We start from the raw sequence: 18,111 nt of genomic DNA on the forward strand, positions 1-18,111 counted from the left end.
CGTGGAATCGAAAACGCCCCGCCGATTTCTCAAACGAGGCGCATACTCATCAATACGAGTAGTTGTAGGTCACAGATTCGGTGCCTGCAGGATTCAGAGTCGTACTAGGCCGTCCGCTCGGGTGGTGCCTAATCACAAAGGAAGCACCGTTACCGAATGGCAGATTATTGAAGTCTGTAAGGCTGATGCTAGTCCCCGGAACGATTTCATTGCGACAATAATTCGATTGCGTCGTGTACGGCGGCAAATAGCAAACGGAAACGATGTCGTTCGTTGCACCGATATACGAAGTGGTTTGAACGTCGATGCTAGTCAGTTTTTTGTTTGCGGTCAACAGTGAGCCCGGAAAATCCGAACCGCTCAGCCCGAAATATGCGCCCGCTGTAAAACCGGCGCCAGTCGAAAAAATGAGCGCTTGCGGTGGCGTCGTCGTTTTCTGAATTGAAGTGGTGCCAGCATAGGCGCCGACGACAGCCGACGACAGCAGAGCCGCCAAAACGCATTTCTTCGTGATTTGTCGCATAGTGGTTTTCTCAATAATTGAACAGAGACGAACCGAACATGCATTCGTCTGATGAATTATCGGTATCATTGAGAAAATCTGTAGGGTTTGTAAAAATTTTTTCGTCGTTATCGATGCGGGCAAGAACGCCAGCACGCACCACTATTGGATCGTCCTCGCAGCATGCCGGTGTCCGCACTGTCAGCAAGCGAGACTCCCCCCTGTCGGCTGGCTCTTCGTTCTACAACCAAAACGGGAGCTCTGCAGGCAATGCGTTTCAGCCCTGCTCTCGCGAGGTCCTTGTAGAACGAATTGTTATCTAAGGCTTTGATTTCCCGAGATTCTTCCGGAGATTTGTAATCATCAGGTGGCGGGTTCGAGTCCTGCAGCCGGCACCAAATCCGAAAAAGGGTTACGGAGTTTTCCGTAACCCTTTTTTCGTTCATGGAGTCGCGCGCCGCGATGGCGCGAGCACCATCGCCATCCCCCTTTTCTCGTCACACCCGCGTCACGCTGCGCCGCTAACGTTGCACGCTCCCGTCGCGGCAGCATTGTCGCTATCGGGGTGTACGTGACCGCGTCCCACGCCGTGCCCGCGTCGCGCTCACCCGGGATCTCGCTCCCGGCAGCGCATTGGCTGCTGCCTCTCATCCATTCCATTCGAAAACGCGATCGACGCCGATCAAACTGCATCGCGTACGATCAGGAGACACGAACCATGCTGAGCCCGCATGAATTCTCGATGCTGCTGCGCATTGCACGTGCGCCCGACAGTGTCGACCTCGCGAACCCGGCCTTTGCCGTGCTCGTGGAAAAGCGGCTGGTCGACGATACGCAGGTCCGCGTGAATGAGGTAGCGGCGCGCCCGGCGCTGACGCCGATCGGCCAGATGCTGCTTTCCCGCTTCGACGAGGCGGCCTGAAGGAAAAAGGAAAAGGAAAAGGAAAAGGGGAAGAAGGGAAGAAGGGAAGAAGGGAAGAAGGCGAGGCGAACGCCGCAACTGCGCGTCACGCCTTCGCCGCAGCGAAAACGTGACGCATTGAACACGCGCCGAACCGCTTACTGCGCGACCGGCACCGTCACGTCGCTGCCGAACCAGTGCGTCGAGATCTTCTTCAGCGTGCCGTCCTTGCGCAGCGACTCGAGCGCATCGTTGATCGCCTTCTCGAACTTCGGATTGCCCTTGCGGAACGGGATCGCCATTTCCTGCTTGCCGCCGTTCAGCACCGCCCCCGCGCGCAGCGGCAGGTTCGACGTCTTGATCATGTACGGCAGCATCAGGCGGTCGTCGAGCGTCGCCTCGATCCGGCCCGCAGCGAGGTCGCGCAGCTTCTCCGGCGCGCCCGGATACGTCTGCACCTCGATGCCCGGCACGGTGCGCGCCATCTGATCGTAGTTGGTGCCGAGCGTCACACCGAGCTTCTTGCCCTTGAAGTCGTCGAGCGACTTGAAGTTGCGCGTGTCGTCCTTGCGCTGGATCAGCTGCGCGGCCGAGTACGTGTACGGCTCGCTGAAGTCGAGCGCCTCCTTGCGCTGCGGCGTGATCGTGACCTGATTGACGATCACGTCGAACTTGCCGGCCTGCAGCCCGGCGATGATACCGCTCCATTCGGTCGGGATGAACTGCGTCTTCACGCCGAGCTTGCCGGCGACCGCGTTCGCGACGTCGACGTCGAAGCCCTCGAGCTGGCCGGACGTGCCGCGCGAGTTGAACGGCGGATAGGTGCCTTCGAGGCCGACGCGCAGCACGCCGGCCTTCTTCACGGAATCGAGCAGGTCGTCCGCGTGCGCGGCGACGGCCGTGAAGCCGAGGGCCGACGCGAGCAGCAGGCCCGACAGCAGGAACTTCGAACGTTTCATCGCAGATCTCCAGGGTTCAGTGTCGTGATGTCGTGATGTGAGCGCCGGCTCTCGGTCGGCCCCGGCGGCGGCCGGCATACGGGCACGTAGACACTACTCGCAACCGCGCCGCGCCGGAAGTCGAATTGGCCCTGATTGCAATCGATTTCATGGGACGGGGCAGGGCATCGCCGTGGCGCGGGCCTGCTTCGGCGAGCGGTCAGTCGGTAAGGGCTGTCCATCAGGCTTCCGGGCGCGTTTGAAAATGTGCTTTTGAATCAGGCTACTTTGGAGGGATTCGTGCAAAGTTTTGCCTGTAAAATCGCGCAAGCGAAATGAAGCTGCGCCATCCGAGGGCGCGTCAAAAGAAGAAAAGGCCGTAGCCATGAACATGCAGAACACAATCGCCGCATTGCGCGGCGGGTTGCTTCAGCAGGACCGGTTGTTGAAGCTCGATACGCCATTGGGGAGCAACGTCCTGACCGTGCAGCGGGCAGTTGGCCGTTCGCGGATCGGGCGCGCGTACGAGTTCACGCTCGACGTGCTGTCGACCGATAGCGATCTGGAGCTTAAAAAGCTGATCGCGCAGCCGGTCACGTTGTGGATTCAGCAAGGCGATCGCAGCTATCGGCCGGCGAATGGCTACGTGCACACCGCGCGCCGTCTGGGCGCCGACGGCGGGCTCACGACCTATCAGCTCACGTTCGCCGATTTCACCCATTTCCTGAAGTTCCGTCGCGACCAGCGGATCTGGAACGATACGACCGTCGACCAGATCATCAGCGACGTGCTGAACCAGCATCCGCAGGCGAAAGGCCATTTCCGCTTTGCGCTGTCGAAGCCGTTGCCGAACCGCTCGTACACGCGACAGCACGACACCGACTGGCATTTCATCCATCGACTGATGGAGGACGAAGGGCTCTACTGCGCGTGGCAGCAGGCCGACGACGGCAAGTCGCACACGCTCGTGGTGACCGACAACCTGCAGGCGTTCGCGCCGCTATCGCCGCAGACCGTGCGCTTCTATCGTGGCGGGGCGGCGAGCGAAGCCGATGCGTTCACGCAATGGTCGGGCACGCGCACGCTGCAGAGCGTCACGCGTTCGACGCGCACGTTCGACTACAAGAATCCCGCGCAGCCGTCGAATCCGAAAGGCACGTCGCTGCCGACGATGGCCGGTCAGGGCGAATTGCCCGATCAGCTCGAAGTCTACGAATACACCGGTGCGTACACGTATCTGGACCAGACGCGCGGCGACCATCTGACGAAGATCCGGATGGAGCAGTGGGAGTCGGAGGCGAAGCGCTTCCACGGCGCGGGCGGCGTGCGTGCGATCGATGCCGGCCGGCGCTTCACGCTGGCGGATCATCCCGAACACGATCGCGATCCGGCCGACCAGCGCGAATTCGCGGCGATCGGCGTCGAATGGTGGATCGAGAACAACCTCCCCGTTTCGAACGGCAGCGCGGATTTTCCGTACAGCCTGCGTGAAGCGTTGACGCAAGCGCAGGAGGGCTACGGTGCCGACCCCGCGTTTCGCGTGCCGCACGACGACGGCTCGGTCGGCTTCTATCTCGTCGAGGTCGAAGCGCAGCGCGTGAACGTGCCGTATCGCAGCCCGTTCGAGCATAAAAAGCCGGAGATGCACCTCGAGACGGCGATCGTCGTCGGGCCGCAGGGCGAGGAGGTTTATACCGACGAGCTGAACCGGACTCGCGTGCAGTTCGTGTGGGATCGCCTGAACCCGGGCAACGAGAACGCATCGTGCTGGGTGCGCGTCGTGCAGTCGGATACGGGCGGCGGCTACGGCGGTGTGCACGTGCCGCGCATCGGCGAGGAAGTGCTGATCGACTACGTCGGCGGCGACTGCGACCGGCCGCTGGCCGTGGGGCGCGTGTACAACGGCGCGAACCAGCCGCAGTGGCATAGCGACGGGATTCTGTCCGGCTATCGATCGAAGGAGTATTCGGGCGGCGGCTACAACCAGCTCGTGATGGACGACGCGACCGGGCAGAACCGCGTGCAACTGATGAGCAGCAGCGCGAACAGCCTGCTGCATCTCGGCTACATCATCGACCAGAACGGCAATGCGCGCGGGTCGTATCTGGGCAGCGGTTTCGATCTGCGCTCGGATGCGTATGGCGCGGTGCGGGCGAGCCAGGGCCTGTACGTGACGACGCACCCGAAGGCGGCGAACAGCCAGCCGCTCGACGTGAAGGAGGCGCAGCAGCAGCTCGTGGCGGGCGAGAGCCTGGTCGAGGCGATGTCGGGCGTGAGCGAGCAGCATCAGGCGGAGAGCCTGAAGGACGCGCAGGACACGATGCGTGCATTCACGGACGCGACGCAGGACAGCCAGTCGGGCAGCGCGGCGGGCGGGCGCACGGCGGGCGGCGGCACCGGTAACGCGAACGCGTTCAAGGAACCGGTGATGCTGTTCGGCAGCCCGTCGGGAATCGGGATGTCGACGCAGCAGTCGGTGCATATGGTCGCGAACGATCACGTGAACGTGGCAAGCGGGCAGAGCGTGCACGTGGCCGCGGGCAAGTCGCTGATCGGCAGCATCGGGCAGAAGCTGAGCCTGTTCGTGCAGAACGCGGGGATGAAGCTGTTCGCGGGCAAGGGCAAGGTCGAGATCCAGGCGCAGTCGGACAACATCGAGGTGACCGCGCAGAAGGCGGTGAGGGTGGTGTCGGCGACGGACCGGATCGAGATCGCGGCCGATCAGGGGATTTTGCTGACGAGCGGCGGCGGATATATCCGCATCAAGGACGGCGACATCGAGATTCATACGCCGGGCGCGGTCGATGTGAAGGGGGCGTCGCATACGTTCGCGGGGCCGGCGAGCATGGGGTATCCGCTGCCGAGCCCGCGGCCGGATCAGCCCGGGCAGCTCGAACTGTTTCACAAGTACGTGAACGGCGAGGCGGTGAAGGGCGGGCTGTTCACGGTGAAGGACGTGAACGGCGCCGTGCTGAAGAAAGGCGCACTCGACAACAGCGGCTATACGGTCGTGAGCGGCTTGCCGCCGGGGGCGGTGCGCGTCGAATTCGGGAAAGACCCACGCGAGTCGGATCAGCCGGCGAACTATTTCAAGCAGGCGAAGTGGCCGGCGGAGCCCGTGCAACCGTCGCCCGAGGCCGCGCAGGCCGCGGCGAGCGGACAGCTCGCGAGTCAGCTGCAAGGGATGGCGCCGGCCGCGACGACCGCGGCGATGGGGCTGGTGAGCGGCGGCGGCGCGGGTGCGGCCCTCGGCGGGCTCGCGAGCGCCGCATTGCCGGCTGCTGCGACCGCGTTGGGTGGCGCCGGCGTGGCGTCCGCGTTGCAGACCGCCTCGAGCCTGAGCGGTGCGGCGAAGCAGGTGGCCGGGATGGTTCAGGCCGCCCGTCAGGGCGGGCTTGCCGCGCTTGCCGCGCCGGCTGCGAATGCGGCGTCCGGGGCGTTGCAGGGCGCGTTGCCCGGTGCATTGCCGGGCGTGGCCGGTATCGCGGGCAAGGGCGCCACGACCGTGGCGTCGGCCGCGGGCGCGACGGGCATGAAACTGCCGACAAGCGGGTTTGGCGGACCGTTGAAATCCTGAGAGGGCGGCTCGTCAGCCGTCTTGAAAAAAACGAATTGAACGAACAACGACATGGCACAACAACTTCCACCCGGTGCAGAGAAGGAACAGGCTGTTTCCTGGCTCAGCGATATTTCACCGAAAGACGTGGCGGCGGGGGGCGACCGTTTCAATAAGTGGTTGCTCAAGATCAGCGGCAATCACATTTCGTTCGAGGATCTCAAAACCGTCGCGAGCGCGGTGCCGATCATCGGCAACCTGATGGCGTTCTACGATGCCGTGTGCGACATCGTGACGATCGTCGAGAAGCGTCATGCCGATCTGCTCGATTACCTTGGACTCGCGATCAACCTGATCGGGGTCATTCCGGTTCCGCCGCCGCTGGCGTCGTTCCGACTGTCGGCGCGGCCGCTGTTGGCGCTTGTGCGCAATCAGTTGCTGGTGTCTCGCGGCAATCTCGGGGCGGCGATCATTGGCGTGCTCGTTGCACACGTCAACGCCGCGGCCGCGACGGAAATCGAGAACTTCCTGAAGACGTTGCAGGAAGTCCTTGTCGATCTGCTGAATGACTGCGCGGCCAAGGCGCAGGAATTGATGGTCGGTATTGCCAGCGGACTCGAGCTTGCCCTCAAAGGGCAGATTTTCGACAGTAGTGCGAACGTGCGACGTACGCAGCAGATCGCGCGGAAGATGGGCGAGCGATCCTGGTACAACCCGAAGCTCTTGGTCGATGCGTTCGAGTACGGTTACGAAGGTTCGATCGCGTTGGGCAAGGAAGCCGGCAACGCGACGGTCGGGACCGCCGCGAAGCTGGCGCCGGATTCGTGGCTCCAACCGTTTCGCGATATCGTCGCCTTCCTGAAGACTGAGGCGCCGAAAGTTGCGAAGGCCATCCGTGATCTGAATGGCAGCGAAGAAGGCAAGATGCTCTGGCTGATCGCGCAAGTGATCGAGGCCGTGGCACGGGTGCGGGCGGGCGGCAAGCTTCGTGAAAAGACCGCCGACGTGCCGACCGGCGGCAAGGGAAGGGCACATCATGATCGCCCGCAGGAGCCGGTGGGTGCGGTCGAGCAGCATGCGCATCCGGAGGGTCCTGGCCAGAGCCCCTGCAAAGGTTGCGGGGTCGGCGCGTCGACCGGGTCGATCGATTTCGCTTTCGGCGATGAGACGTTCACGCATACGGACTTTGAACTGCCCGGCGCATTGCCGCTTGTCTGGGCGCGTACTTATCGCTCACGCCTGTCCGCATACGACACCGGAGAACTCGGCGCGCGATGGATTACGCCGTACACGACGCGCATCGATATAGAAGGCGACACATGGTTCTACCGTGATGCCAGCGGGCGCAGCATTGAATATCGCGCGCTCGCAGCCGGAAGCGTGCATGACGATCTCTCGGAAAACCTGACGCTGTCGCGACTCGACGATACGTGGGTGACGATTGCGTACGGCCACGACGAGTTGCACGTGTATGAACGGCGTGGCAACGCGTTCAGGCTGGCGATGCAGAAAGATCGCGCGGGTAACACGATCACGCTCGACTACGATGCGCGCGACCACGTGGCGCGCCTGATTGATGCGAACGGTAACGTGCTGTCGTTCGAGCACGACAAGCACGGCCGGATCGTACTGATCGAGCAGGTGCTCGAAGACGGTAAGCGTCGCACGCTCGCGAGCTACGCCTATGACGAAGCGGCCGATCTGATCCGCGCAACCGATCGGCACGGCAACGCGTGGAACTACCAGTACGACCGACATCTCGTCACGCGCTACACCGATCGCACCGGCCGCGGGATGTCGCTTGAATGGGACGGCGCGGACGCTGACGACAACGCGAATGCGAAATGCGTGCGCGAGTACGCGGACGACGGCAGCCTCGATATCCGTCTGGCGTGGCATCCGAACATTCGATTGACCTATGTGACCGATGCGCTCGGTCAGACGACGCGTTATTACTTCAATATCAAGGGCTACGTTTATCGGATCGCCTATCCGGATGGAAGCGAAGAGTGGTTCCGGCGAGACGAGCACAACAATCTGACGTTGCACATTCTGCCGGACGGCAGCGTCGAGCAGATGCGTTACGACGCGCGCGGTAACCGGACATGGCACGAGCGCGCTGACGGCAGCATTGTCGAGATGGCATACGACGACAAGGACCAGATGATCCGGCTCGTCGATCCGAATGGGCATGTCTGGCAGCGCAAGTACGATGATGCAGGCAATCTCGTCGAGGAAATCGATCCGCTCGAGCACTCGACGAAGTACAGCTATAACGACAAGGGGCTGCCGACACAGATCACCGATGCCAAAGGCGGATCGAAGGCGCTCGAATACAACGCCGCCGGGCAATTGACCGGCTACACGGACTGCTCTGGAAAGAAGACGGCGTGGCGCTATGACGATATCGGGCGTGCGATCGAGACAAAGGATGCGTCCGGGGGCGTCGTTGCTTATGCATATGGCCCGAACGGCCAGTTGACGGAGATTCGTTCGCCGGCCGGTGTCGAACACGTGCAGTACGATGCTGAAGGTCGATTGCTTGGGCGTACGGATCAACTCAATCGGTCGACGCGATATGGCTACGATGCCGTTGGCCGTATCGCGAGCCGCTCGGACGCGCTCGGGCAGACGATCGCGTATCGCTACGACCGTCTCGGGCGCTTGACCGCGCTGACCGATGCCAACTTTGCGACGTACCAGTTCCGCTACGATCCGGCAGGGCGGCTGATCGAGGAAATCGCCTTCGACGGCAAGTCGACGCGTTATCAGTACGATCCGGACAGCGGCAGTCTCGTTTCGATCGATGAAGCGGGTTGCGTGACTTCGGTCGACGTCGATGCGAACGGCCGTCTGCTGAAGCGCATCGCGGGGGACAGCGAGGAACGGTTTGCCTACGATCCGAGCGGCAGGTTGATCGACGCGGTGAATCGGTACAGCCGCGTGCAGTTCTTCTTCGATCCGGTTGGCAATCTGGTGCGTGAACATCACGCTTACGATCTGTTCGGCGACCGGCGCAGCTACGTGTGGCATCACGAATACGACGAACTCGGCAATCGGCGGCGTACCGTTCGGCCGGACGGGCATGCGGTCGACTGGCTGATGTATGGCTCGGGGCATGTGCACGGGATGCTGCTCGATGGCGAGGAGCGCGTGCAGTTCGAGCGCGATGACTTGCATCGCGAGACGGTGCGTGTGCTGTCGAGCAAGGTCGGGCAGCGCACGCACTACGATCCGGCTGGGCGCGTGCTGCAGCAGACGATCCAGCGGTCGACGTCGCCCGCGCCGCTTGCCGAGCGGCGCTATCGCTATGACGCGGTGGGGCAGTTGTCGCGGATCGAGGACAGCCGCAAGGGCGGGACCGATTATCGATACGATCCTGTCGGGCGTTTGATCGAGGCGATCAGTCCCGTCGCGAAGGAGCGGTTCGCGTTCGATCCGGCGAGCAACATCATCGATCCGGTGCGGATTACGGAGACGCCTGCATCGCGTCCCAGCCCGGTGCGGCCGGAAAGCACGTTGCCGGTCGAGGTGCCGAAGGTGCTCGGGAACCTGCTGAAGGCGTACGCGGGGATGCACTTCGAGTACGACGCACGCGGGAATCTGGTGCGCAAGCGCACGCCTGCGGGGCAGCAGGAATACGAGTGGGATGAATTCAATCGCTTGCTGTCCGCGCGGGTTGCCGAGACGTCGCGGCAGAGTCAGGCTCGGTATTTCTATGATGCGTTCGGTCGTCGTATTGCGAAGGAGGTGAACGGCGAGCGGACGGTGTTCGGGTGGGATGGCGACACGCTGGCGTACGAGAGTGATGGCGAGCGTGGCACGCACTATCTGTACGAGCCGGGGACGTTCGTGCCGCTGGCGCAGTATGTGGCGGAGCCAGTTGAGGGAATCGAGACGCCGGTATGGACGAGTACCGACCGCTATGTGCCGGAAGATGACCCGCTGCAGAAGGTGCCGGAGCGGCGGGGCGATGCGGCGGTGTTCTATTACCACTGTGATCAGATCGGCACGCCGCAGCTTCTAACGGACGATGATGGTGATGTGGTCTGGGAAGCGTCGTACAAGGCTTGGGGTGAAGCGCGGGAGGTGATTGCGCGGGCGTCGAAGGCGGCGGGGATTGTGGCTAAGAATCCGTTGCGGTTTCAGGGACAGCAGGTTGATGCGGAAACGGGACTGCACTATAACTGGCACCGGTACTATGATTCGGGTATCGGAAGGTTCGTGTCGAAAGATCCGATCGGGCTCGTTGGCGGGATCAACGTCTATCAATATGCGTCGAATCCGGTCGAATGGATCGATCCGTTGGGGTTGGCACCTCGCCGTCCTGCCCATGAAGCCAGCATCCAGAGAAGAGTTAACTGCCTCAAGTCTCAGGGGTTTCAAGAGCACCACATTATTAGCGACAAGAATTCCCAGACGAAAAATCACCCTCTAATTGCGCTTGCTGGCTTTGATCTTCAATCTCAGGCTAACAAAATCTATCTACCAGATGACGAAAGCCTTCATCCGACTCGCTCGATCCACAACGGGCGTCATCCCAACATCGTAAGCACAAACTTGTCCAGACAAATGAACGATGCTGTTGTGATAGGAAAGCAGCAGGGTTGGGGGCAGAAACAGTATGACGCGGCTCTGCGCGGAATCATCGCGCGAGAGCGGATGGAGTTGAAAGCCGGGAACCGGATGCTCAACAAGAACCATCGACCATGGGCGTGTCCAAACTAAGTGAGGATATATGACGAAAATCTGGACCACGGAGGCGGACTATCCGGAAAGTCGGATGGCACTCTACGATGAGGCAAAAAATCAAGTGGATCGCTTTGATTTACAGGCGGCCACACGCCTCACAAAATCGAATCCTTTGGTATTCGATCTTCCCAAAAAGGGGGTGGCAAAGATTCAAGACTACGGTGTTATTTGGTCAAACATCTTGATTCCGCTTGTAAGTGAAGCGGTGCGTGTTGCGATTGAAGGACTGGCGAATGACGGTGACGTACAGTTCATTCCGGCAGTTATTGAATCGGACGGAAAGGCTATTGACGGATCATACTTTCTTCTTAATCCGGTTAGAAAAGTCGATGTGATCGATCACGACGCTTCTGAGCCGATAGTGGTGAAGATTCCGGGGTTTCCTGATGCCAAGGTTGGTTTCAAAAAGATGGTCTTGCGCTCCGATTTCTCTGCCAATGGCATTGGCAGACAATACGACTCCTTGACATATATTGTCGTGGGAGATCGATTGGCCGAGGCTGTATTGTGTGCCACAAAGAAGGGGGTTAGATTCACCACTGGTATTCCGCCTGCCGATTGATGTCGACCAGACCGGCGGTGCCCGAGCGGGAAGCAAGATCATGTTGTTCGAGAATCGACTTCATTCGTTTATCCGTCAGATGTTGGAGCGGGAAACAAGGCTCCACGCTGAAAAGGGAGCATGGTGTTGCATGGCGCGTATAAGTAATATCGGGATTGTCGCGAGTGGGTCAATCAAGAAGCTATGCTCAAATTGGAACGGATTCTCCCGACAGCAAGATCTATGCGTGAAATCGCTGAGTGTCGTGGATGCGGTGAGATTCGGTCCCTGACCGAAGACCGCGTGGCCGCGATCCATGAAACAATTCGCCACGAACTCTGGAGGGCGGTCCGATGCGGGAAGTTCGACGTGATCTCGAATGTCGGTATTGCATCCGTTCACTGACCGACAGCGACCACCGACCCAGCCTAACGTGTCCGAAATTGGCATAATCGCGGCTCCCTTACGCGAGCGCTGTGGCAACGCAGGCACATTCGGGGCCTGCGACATTACCGCTCCTGCATTGACTTCAGTCCAGTTATAACCGCAATACCCCATGTCGACCACCCCCGCGACCATCGCGTCGCTGCAGCACATTCTCGAACATCCGGGCGACTTTTCCGGATGGCTTTGCCTGCCATCAACGCCATGGACGCTAGATACAGAGGGCGTATTCACCGAAGGCGCTGACAACACTGAAGTCGACACGCCGCCCGCCGCCGCCCCACAACCCGGCTGGCGCGTCACGCTGAACAGCGCGACGATCGAAGACATCGTGATCAACGCGCATGACCAGGTCGACGAACCGACCGTCGCGCAATTGTTCGACGCATTCGTGTTCTACGTCGACAACGACGAGTTCATTCTGCTCTGACGAGGCACGCGCCCCACGCCACAGCAAAAAAGGACCGCCGGTGCGGTCCTTTTTCATCAAGCGGCATTCGAAAAAAACACGCGCCTCTTACGGCAACGAAATCGTCAAATTAGCCGATTCCGGCCCGACCTTGATCACCTGCGAATACGGCGCCAACGCCTGCAGCGTCTTGTCCTTGAGATAGGTATTGAGCCCGAGATACCCAAGCAACGCAACGAGCGCGAACACGGTCCCGATCGCCCAAACCGGCACCTCCCGCTTCAACCGGTGCGCGATCTGATCCGGCAGCGGCCAATGTGGCGCAAACGCAGCCCGCTTGCCCTTCATATGCGCGATCTCGTCCCCAAGCCGCGCGGTCAGATACGCGAGCTTCTCCGGCCCTTCGAGCAGATACTTGCCCTGGAACCCGAGCAGCAGGCACATATGAAACACCTCGAGCGACTGCAGCCGCGCCGCACCCTGCGCACGACACTCCTCGAGATACTGGAAGAACTTCTCGCCCGCGAGTTGCTCGCCGAACAGTACGAGCTGCAGCGGCCGGCGTTCCCAATCCGCGCGGATCTTGAACTGCGACGACAGCACCATTTCGTCGATGGCCGCGCAGAACGCGAATTTCGCGCCGTACACGTCCTCGGCGGCGATATTCAGCTTCTTCGCGCCGCGCTCGAAATCCGACAGGAATTCCTGGATTCGCGTGCTGAACTCGCTGGCGCTGTCCGGCTCCCGCTTGTTCTTGAGCAGGAACAGCATGAAGAACCCGTCGTACAGCAAATCGAGCAGCGAGCGGGCCTGGAACGCGGCGTCCGTCGACGCCGGGCTATGCGAGGGCGGCGGCACGTTGTCGCCGAACAGGGAAGGCGCGTAGCTCATGATGTGACCGCGATCAGTTCGAATTTCAGGTCATTGATGCCAGTCGGCGCGTAGATCATCGCGGACTGGGCCTGCAGCATGCGCTCGTACAGCGGGCTGCGTGAATCGAGCGCGAAGTAGCACGCGCCGGGGCGCACCGGAATCGCGGGCGGCACCTGCGGCGTGTACGACAGCCGCACGCCGGGCATCGCCGACAGCACGAGCTTGTCGACGTCGTCAGGCGCGCCGACCTTGAAGCGGGCCGGCACCGCATCGACGAGCTCGACGCTCGGCATGTCCGCGGACACCGCGAGGTAGAACTCGGTCTTGTCGTCGATCTTGCCGGAATCGAGGCGGCCAAGGTGGAACGACGGGCGCACTTCGTCGAGCGTGATCGCGAAATAGCGCGTCGAGATCACGGTGTCGAGCAGTTCGCGCAGCATCAGGTCGAGGCGCGCGAAGCTCGGGCCCGGATCGTCGTGGCGGTACACGGGCAGGTCGGCGAGCGTATAGCCCTTCGAGAACGTCATCAACTGGCCCGCGAGGCGCAGCAGTTCCTGGAACAGCCGCTCCGGATGCAGCGCCGCGTGCTGGTGCAGGTGCGCGAGCGTCGCGAATGCGGCGTTCGCCGTATGCAGCAGCCAGAACGACGCGATGTCGCCCGAGCGGAATTCGATGATGTTCTTCGACGGCTCGCGGTGGAAGCCGTACAGCGCGTTCACTTTTGCCTGTAGTGCGTCGACCAGCTGGCGCAGCCGCTGGTGCAGGATCGGCGACGCTTCGATCGCGAGGCACGGTGGCACGAAGCTGTCGTCGATCTCGAAGCCGGACGTCGCGGTGCGGCGCACGCGTACGAGCGGCACCGACAGCAGCTGGTCGCGCGGCTCGCTGTGCGCGATCAGCTTGACCTGCGTCTTCAGGAACGTGATGTCGGCTTCGGCGGCGTCGGTGAAGTTGTCGGCGACGCTCGTCTGCTCGCTGACGAACCGCGTCATGAAGCCGGCGGCCGGATCGTCGCTGTAGTTGGTGCCGTTCTCGCGCAGCGGGTGCAGCGCGAGATAGAACACGAATTCGTTGATGCCGTCGGGCAACGTATCCAGCGCGATCGGCGGCGGCAGATCGTCTGCCTGCGGCGCGGCATACAGCGCGCCGTCCGGGAACACGAGCGCGAGCTCGGCGACCCGCAGCACGTTGCTGCCGAGCGCGTCGCGGTCGATGCGCACCGAGCGCACGCCCCAGTTGTACGGCTGGATCGCCTGGATGGACTCGAACAGGCGCGCCTCGTGGTACGCGTCCTGCCGTTGAAAGTGTTGAGGCCGGAGGAACAGCCCTTCCCCCCACAGCACCTTGGCCGAATAACTCATGTCAAATCCGGTTAATGTGGCGTTGCGATGTAATCGATTTGTTCGTGCCCGAATTAAATCGCCAAGTGTTAACTCTTGTTAATTGACATCCGTGCGTCATGTTTAACCGCAAGAGACCGAAGACAGCAAATTCAGCGGTTGCGAAGGCGCACCTTGTTGCGGTGCGATGACCGTGCCGTCGGTGACCGTCATCGCGCAATTATGCAGGCCGATGATTATGCCGGATTTCTCCGATTTCGCCGGATCGAATGTCAGTTTCCATCGTTGCAGTGCGGGATCGCGGAACAGCGCGACGATGCCGAATGCCTGGGCCTCGCGCGATACCTTCTCGGTTGCCGTATAGCGCTGGCCCGGAATCAGCGTGATTTCGCGCACATTCAGCAGATCGGCGCCGAGTGCGGCTTTTTCCTTGGTCGGATCGGTAAATGCGTCGAACGGCGCCTGCTGGAACGAGGTCGGGTCCTTCAGCGCATAAAGCCGGACGACGAGCGCGAGCGGCTTGTGGTCGGTCGCGGCATTCAGGTTCGGCGCGGCGGCCAGCGTGAGCCCGATGTTGCGCGGCGGCTTCTGCGCGTCGGGCACCTCGGGCTTGCCGATACCGGCCGCGGACATCACGGCGCTCGCGGCCGAGCCGAGCAGCGGGGCGGCCGCGCATCCGGCCAGAAGGGCGCAGGCAACCAGCGGCAGCGCGTAGCGAATCATGGACGATCTCATCGTTTTTCCGGCGTGCCGCCTTTATCCCTGTCAAAACTGCCGGGTATTGCCGCGTTCGCTGCGCCTCCCCGACATTGCACCGTTCAACTATTAAGCACGCCCGCGTCAGGCGAGCGCCCGGAAATTTTTTCCGCCGTCCGGGCGGCGCGTCGTGCGACCAGTAAAACTTGCGCATTCCGGCCCGAGGAAAAACCGCGGCGAGCCCGCAGCGATCGGCCATTCGAGGGGGTAGCGCCCGGTTTTAAAAGGAATTACTCTTCACACGACGATTGAATTATGAAAAATTGATCGGTACTATACCCGCGCGCTTCTTGCAAAGCAAAAGAACCAGATTCTCAACGATTTAAAACTCACGCGCCGGTGGATATAACGATGAAAGACCGTCTGTTCGCAAAACTGTCTGGGGTAGTGGTGGCTTGCGGCGTGATCGCCGGCTGTGCGAGCCAGCCTCCCGCGCCGCCGACTGCGGAAGTGTTCAACAAGTCGCTGGCCGATGCGGACGCCGTCGCGAAGGCGGGGGACCAGGACAAGGCGCTCGGCCTGTACCAGCAGCTCGCGAAGTCGGATCCGACGCGCGAGGAACCGTGGTCGCGCATCGCGCAAATCCAGTTCGCGCAAAACCATTACGGGCAGGCGATCGTCGCCGCCCAGGAAGCGCTGCAGCGCGACGCGACCGATCGTCAGGCGAAGAGCGTGCTGGCCGTCGCCGGCCTGCGGATCGCGACGCAGTCGCTCGGCGAGCTGCGCCAGGACGCATCGCTCGCGGGCGATGCGAAGTCCGACGCGCAGGCGCTCGCGAAGCAACTGCGCGATACGCTCGGCGAATCGGCGCTGTTTCCGCCGGAAACCAAGACCGTGAAACCGCGCCCGCCGCGCCGCGTCGTCCATCGCCCGAAGGGCGGGGCCGCACCGGCTGCCGATGCGGCTGCGCCGGCCGCACCGAGCGCGCCGACGCCGCCTGTGGCGCAAAAGGGCAGCGCGGACCCGTTCGGCGCACTGCGCAACTGAAACCGCAACTGACGCGATAACCACAACTAACCTGGGAGCCGTCGAGATGGCCAAGAAAGAAAGCATTCAGAAAAGCTTGCAGAAAATACGGCCGCCGCGCGTCCAGCTGACCTACGAGGTCGAGAAGGGCGATGCGATCGAGGTGAAGGAGCTGCCGTTCGTCGTCGGGGTCGTCGGCGATCTGGCGGGCCAGTCCGAGATCGAGCAGCCGAAGCTGCGCGATCGTAAATTCGTCAATATCGACCGCGATAATTTCGACGACGTGATGAAGGCGATCGAGCCGCGTGCCGCGTTCCAGGTGGAAAACCGCCTGAGCCCGGAAGGCGGCAAGTTCGCGGTCGACCTGAAGTTCCGCTCGCTGTCGGATTTCAGCCCGGACGAAGTCGTCGAACAGGTCGAGCCGCTGCGCCGCCTGCTCGAGGCGCGCTCGAAGCTCGCCGACCTGCGCAACAAGCTCGCCGGCAACGACAAGCTCGAGGATCTGCTGTCCGAGGTGCTGAAGAACACGCAGCAGCTGCAGGAGCTCGCGAAGGGCACCGGCGGCGACAAAGACGGCGAATGACGACGGAGTGTTGAGATGAACCAGCAAACGGCTGCGGCCCAAGCGAGCGGCGCGGAATACGCCGCGGGGACTTCGCTGCTCGACGACATCGTCGAGAAGAGCAAGGTCGCGAAATCCGATTCCGAGCATGCGCGTGCGAAGGACCTGATCGGCGAACTCGTGCACCAGGTGCTCGATGGCACGGTGATCGTGTCGGACAACCTGTCGGCCACGATCGACGCGCGCGTCGCGGAACTCGACCGCCTGATTTCCACGCAGCTTTCCGCCGTGATGCACGCGCCGGAATTCCAGCGCCTCGAAAGCACGTGGCGCGGGATGGATTATCTGGTCAAGGAAAGCAACACGGGCCAGACGATCAAGATCAAGGCGCTGCACGCGCCGAAGCGCGATCTCGTGCGCGATTTCAAGGGCGCGAGCGAGTTCGACCAGAGCGCGCTGTTCAAGAAGGTCTACGAAGAGGAATTCGGCACGTTCGGCGGCTCGCCGTTCGGTGCGCTGATCGGCGATTACGAGATCTCGCGCCAGCCGGAAGACATGTACTTCATCGAGCAGATGTCGCACGTCGCGGCGGCCGCGCATGCGCCGTTCATCGCGTCGGCGTCGCCGGAGCTGCTCGGCCTCGAGTCGTTCTCCGACCTCGGCAAGCCGCGCGACCTCGGCAAGGTGTTCGACACCGTCGAATACGCGAAGTGGAAGTCGTTCCGCGACGCCGAGGATTCGCGCTACGTCGGCCTGACGCTGCCGCGCTTTCTCGGCCGCTTGCCGTTCAATCCGAAGGACGGCCAGACCGCGGAGAACTTCAACTTCGTCGAGGACGTCGACGGCACCGATCACGACAAGTACCTGTGGTGCAACGCGGCATGGGCCTTCGCGGCCCGCCTGACGGCCGCGTTCGACGACTTCGGCTGGTGCGCGGCGATCCGCGGCGTCGAAGGCGGCGGCCTCGTCGAGGATCTGCCGACCCACACGTTCAAGACCGACGACGGTGAAGTCGCGCTGAAGTGCCCGACCGAAATCGCGATCACCGATCGCCGCGAGAAGGAGCTGAGCGATCTCGGCTTCATCCCGCTCGTCCATTGCAAGAACTCAGATTACGCCGCGTTCTTCGCTGCGCAGTCGGTGCAGAAGCCCAAGAAATACAGCACCGACAGCGCGAACGCGAACGCCGTCCTGTCCGCCCAGCTTCAGTACATCTTCTCGGTATCGCGCGTCGCGCACTACCTGAAGGCGATGATGCGGGACAAGATCGGCAGCTTCGCATCGGCGCAGAACGTGGAGACTTTCCTCAACCGGTGGATTTCGCAGTACGTCCTGCTCGACGACAACGCCTCGCAGGAACAGAAAGCGCAATTTCCGCTGCGCGAGGCATCCATACAAGTGTCGGAGATTCCGGGCAAGCCGGGCTCGTATCGTTCGGTCGCGTTCCTGCGCCCGCACTTTCAGCTCGACGAACTCTCGATTTCTCTGCGACTTGTCGCTGATCTGCCCAAACCGGCAAATTCATAAGCGAGTAAATCGCCCGGGCGGGCCGCCTGGGTAGGACGTTAAAA

13 protein-coding genes are annotated in these 18,111 nt (G+C 61.9%); 8 read left to right on the forward strand and 5 right to left on the reverse strand.

Annotated elements, in window-relative coordinates:
* Window positions 1-49 precede the first annotated feature (49 nt).
* A complete protein-coding gene (locus AP428_RS36730) occupies window positions 50-523 on the reverse strand; it encodes a hypothetical protein (protein WP_125380892.1) in 474 nt (157 codons plus the stop codon).
* Between the two features lie 697 nt (window positions 524-1,220).
* Between AP428_RS36730 and AP428_RS15380 the strand changes: the two genes are divergently transcribed.
* Window positions 1,221-1,424: a hypothetical protein gene (locus AP428_RS15380; protein ID WP_006477106.1), complete on the forward strand. Its 204-nt coding sequence runs from the start codon at window positions 1,221-1,223 to the stop codon at window positions 1,422-1,424.
* A 137-nt stretch (window positions 1,425-1,561) separates the two neighbouring features.
* Here the strand turns inward: AP428_RS15380 and AP428_RS15385 are convergent, their stop codons facing one another.
* Window positions 1,562-2,362 carry a transporter substrate-binding domain-containing protein gene (locus tag AP428_RS15385; RefSeq protein ID WP_011546588.1) on the reverse strand — a complete coding sequence of 267 codons (801 nt, stop codon included), beginning with the start codon at window positions 2,360-2,362 and terminating at the stop codon, window positions 1,562-1,564.
* Between the two features lie 364 nt (window positions 2,363-2,726).
* Between AP428_RS15385 and tssI the strand changes: the two genes are divergently transcribed.
* The 4 genes from tssI (at window position 2,727) to AP428_RS15400 (ending at window position 12,064) form a co-directional block, all read left to right on the forward strand.
* Window positions 2,727-5,918 carry a type VI secretion system Vgr family protein gene (gene tssI, locus AP428_RS15390; protein WP_054928304.1) on the forward strand — a complete coding sequence of 1,064 codons (3,192 nt, stop codon included), beginning with the start codon at window positions 2,727-2,729 and terminating at the stop codon, window positions 5,916-5,918.
* Window positions 5,919-5,969: 51 nt separating this feature from the next.
* The gene (locus AP428_RS15395; RefSeq protein WP_011694122.1) at window positions 5,970-10,625 is read left to right on the forward strand and encodes an RHS repeat-associated core domain-containing protein; all 4,656 of its coding nucleotides are present in this window, start codon (window positions 5,970-5,972) and stop codon (window positions 10,623-10,625) included.
* 55 nt (window positions 10,626-10,680) lie between these two features.
* The gene (locus AP428_RS35215; RefSeq protein ID WP_226292247.1) at window positions 10,681-11,211 is read left to right on the forward strand and encodes an imm11 family protein; all 531 of its coding nucleotides are present in this window, start codon (window positions 10,681-10,683) and stop codon (window positions 11,209-11,211) included.
* 535 nt (window positions 11,212-11,746) lie between these two features.
* Window positions 11,747-12,064, forward strand: coding sequence for a hypothetical protein (locus tag AP428_RS15400; protein ID WP_027809805.1), 318 nt, complete (start codon window positions 11,747-11,749; stop codon window positions 12,062-12,064).
* A gap of 87 nt (window positions 12,065-12,151) precedes the next feature.
* On the opposite strand, the gene icmH is transcribed toward AP428_RS15400, so the two are convergent.
* The 3 genes from icmH to tssJ all read right to left on the reverse strand — a co-directional run bounded on the left by icmH (window position 12,152) and on the right by tssJ (window position 14,991).
* The gene (icmH, locus tag AP428_RS15405) at window positions 12,152-12,934 is read right to left on the reverse strand and encodes a type IVB secretion system protein IcmH/DotU (protein ID WP_012327796.1); all 783 of its coding nucleotides are present in this window, start codon (window positions 12,932-12,934) and stop codon (window positions 12,152-12,154) included.
* Window positions 12,931-14,277 (reverse strand): type VI secretion system baseplate subunit TssK, encoded by a 1,347-nt coding sequence (gene tssK, locus AP428_RS15410; RefSeq protein WP_006477098.1) that lies wholly within the window; start codon window positions 14,275-14,277, stop codon window positions 12,931-12,933. The genes icmH and tssK overlap by 4 nt, the downstream gene beginning before the upstream one ends.
* Window positions 14,278-14,379: 102 nt before the next feature.
* Window positions 14,380-14,991, reverse strand: a complete 612-nt coding sequence (tssJ, locus tag AP428_RS15415) for a type VI secretion system lipoprotein TssJ (protein ID WP_006477097.1) — start codon at window positions 14,989-14,991, stop codon at window positions 14,380-14,382.
* Window positions 14,992-15,363: 372 nt separating this feature from the next.
* Here tssJ and AP428_RS15420 point away from each other — a divergent pair, with 372 nt between their 5' ends.
* Genes AP428_RS15420 through tssC form a run of 3 tightly spaced genes read left to right on the forward strand, consistent with a single transcriptional unit; the run spans window position 15,364 to window position 18,067 of the window.
* Window positions 15,364-15,999, forward strand: a complete 636-nt coding sequence (locus AP428_RS15420; protein WP_011546581.1) for a M48 family metallopeptidase — start codon at window positions 15,364-15,366, stop codon at window positions 15,997-15,999.
* A gap of 46 nt (window positions 16,000-16,045) precedes the next feature.
* On the forward strand, window positions 16,046-16,561 hold the full coding sequence (gene tssB, locus AP428_RS15425; protein WP_006484395.1) for a type VI secretion system contractile sheath small subunit: 516 nt from the start codon (window positions 16,046-16,048) through the stop codon (window positions 16,559-16,561).
* Between the two features lie 15 nt (window positions 16,562-16,576).
* Window positions 16,577-18,067, forward strand: coding sequence for a type VI secretion system contractile sheath large subunit (gene tssC, locus AP428_RS15430; protein ID WP_006477094.1), 1,491 nt, complete (start codon window positions 16,577-16,579; stop codon window positions 18,065-18,067).
* Window positions 18,068-18,111: the final 44 nt, after the last annotated feature.

It is taken from the genome of Burkholderia sp. E168m22, assembly GCF_001319805.1.
Taxonomy (GTDB): Bacteria; Pseudomonadota; Gammaproteobacteria; order Burkholderiales; family Burkholderiaceae; genus Burkholderia; species Burkholderia orbicola.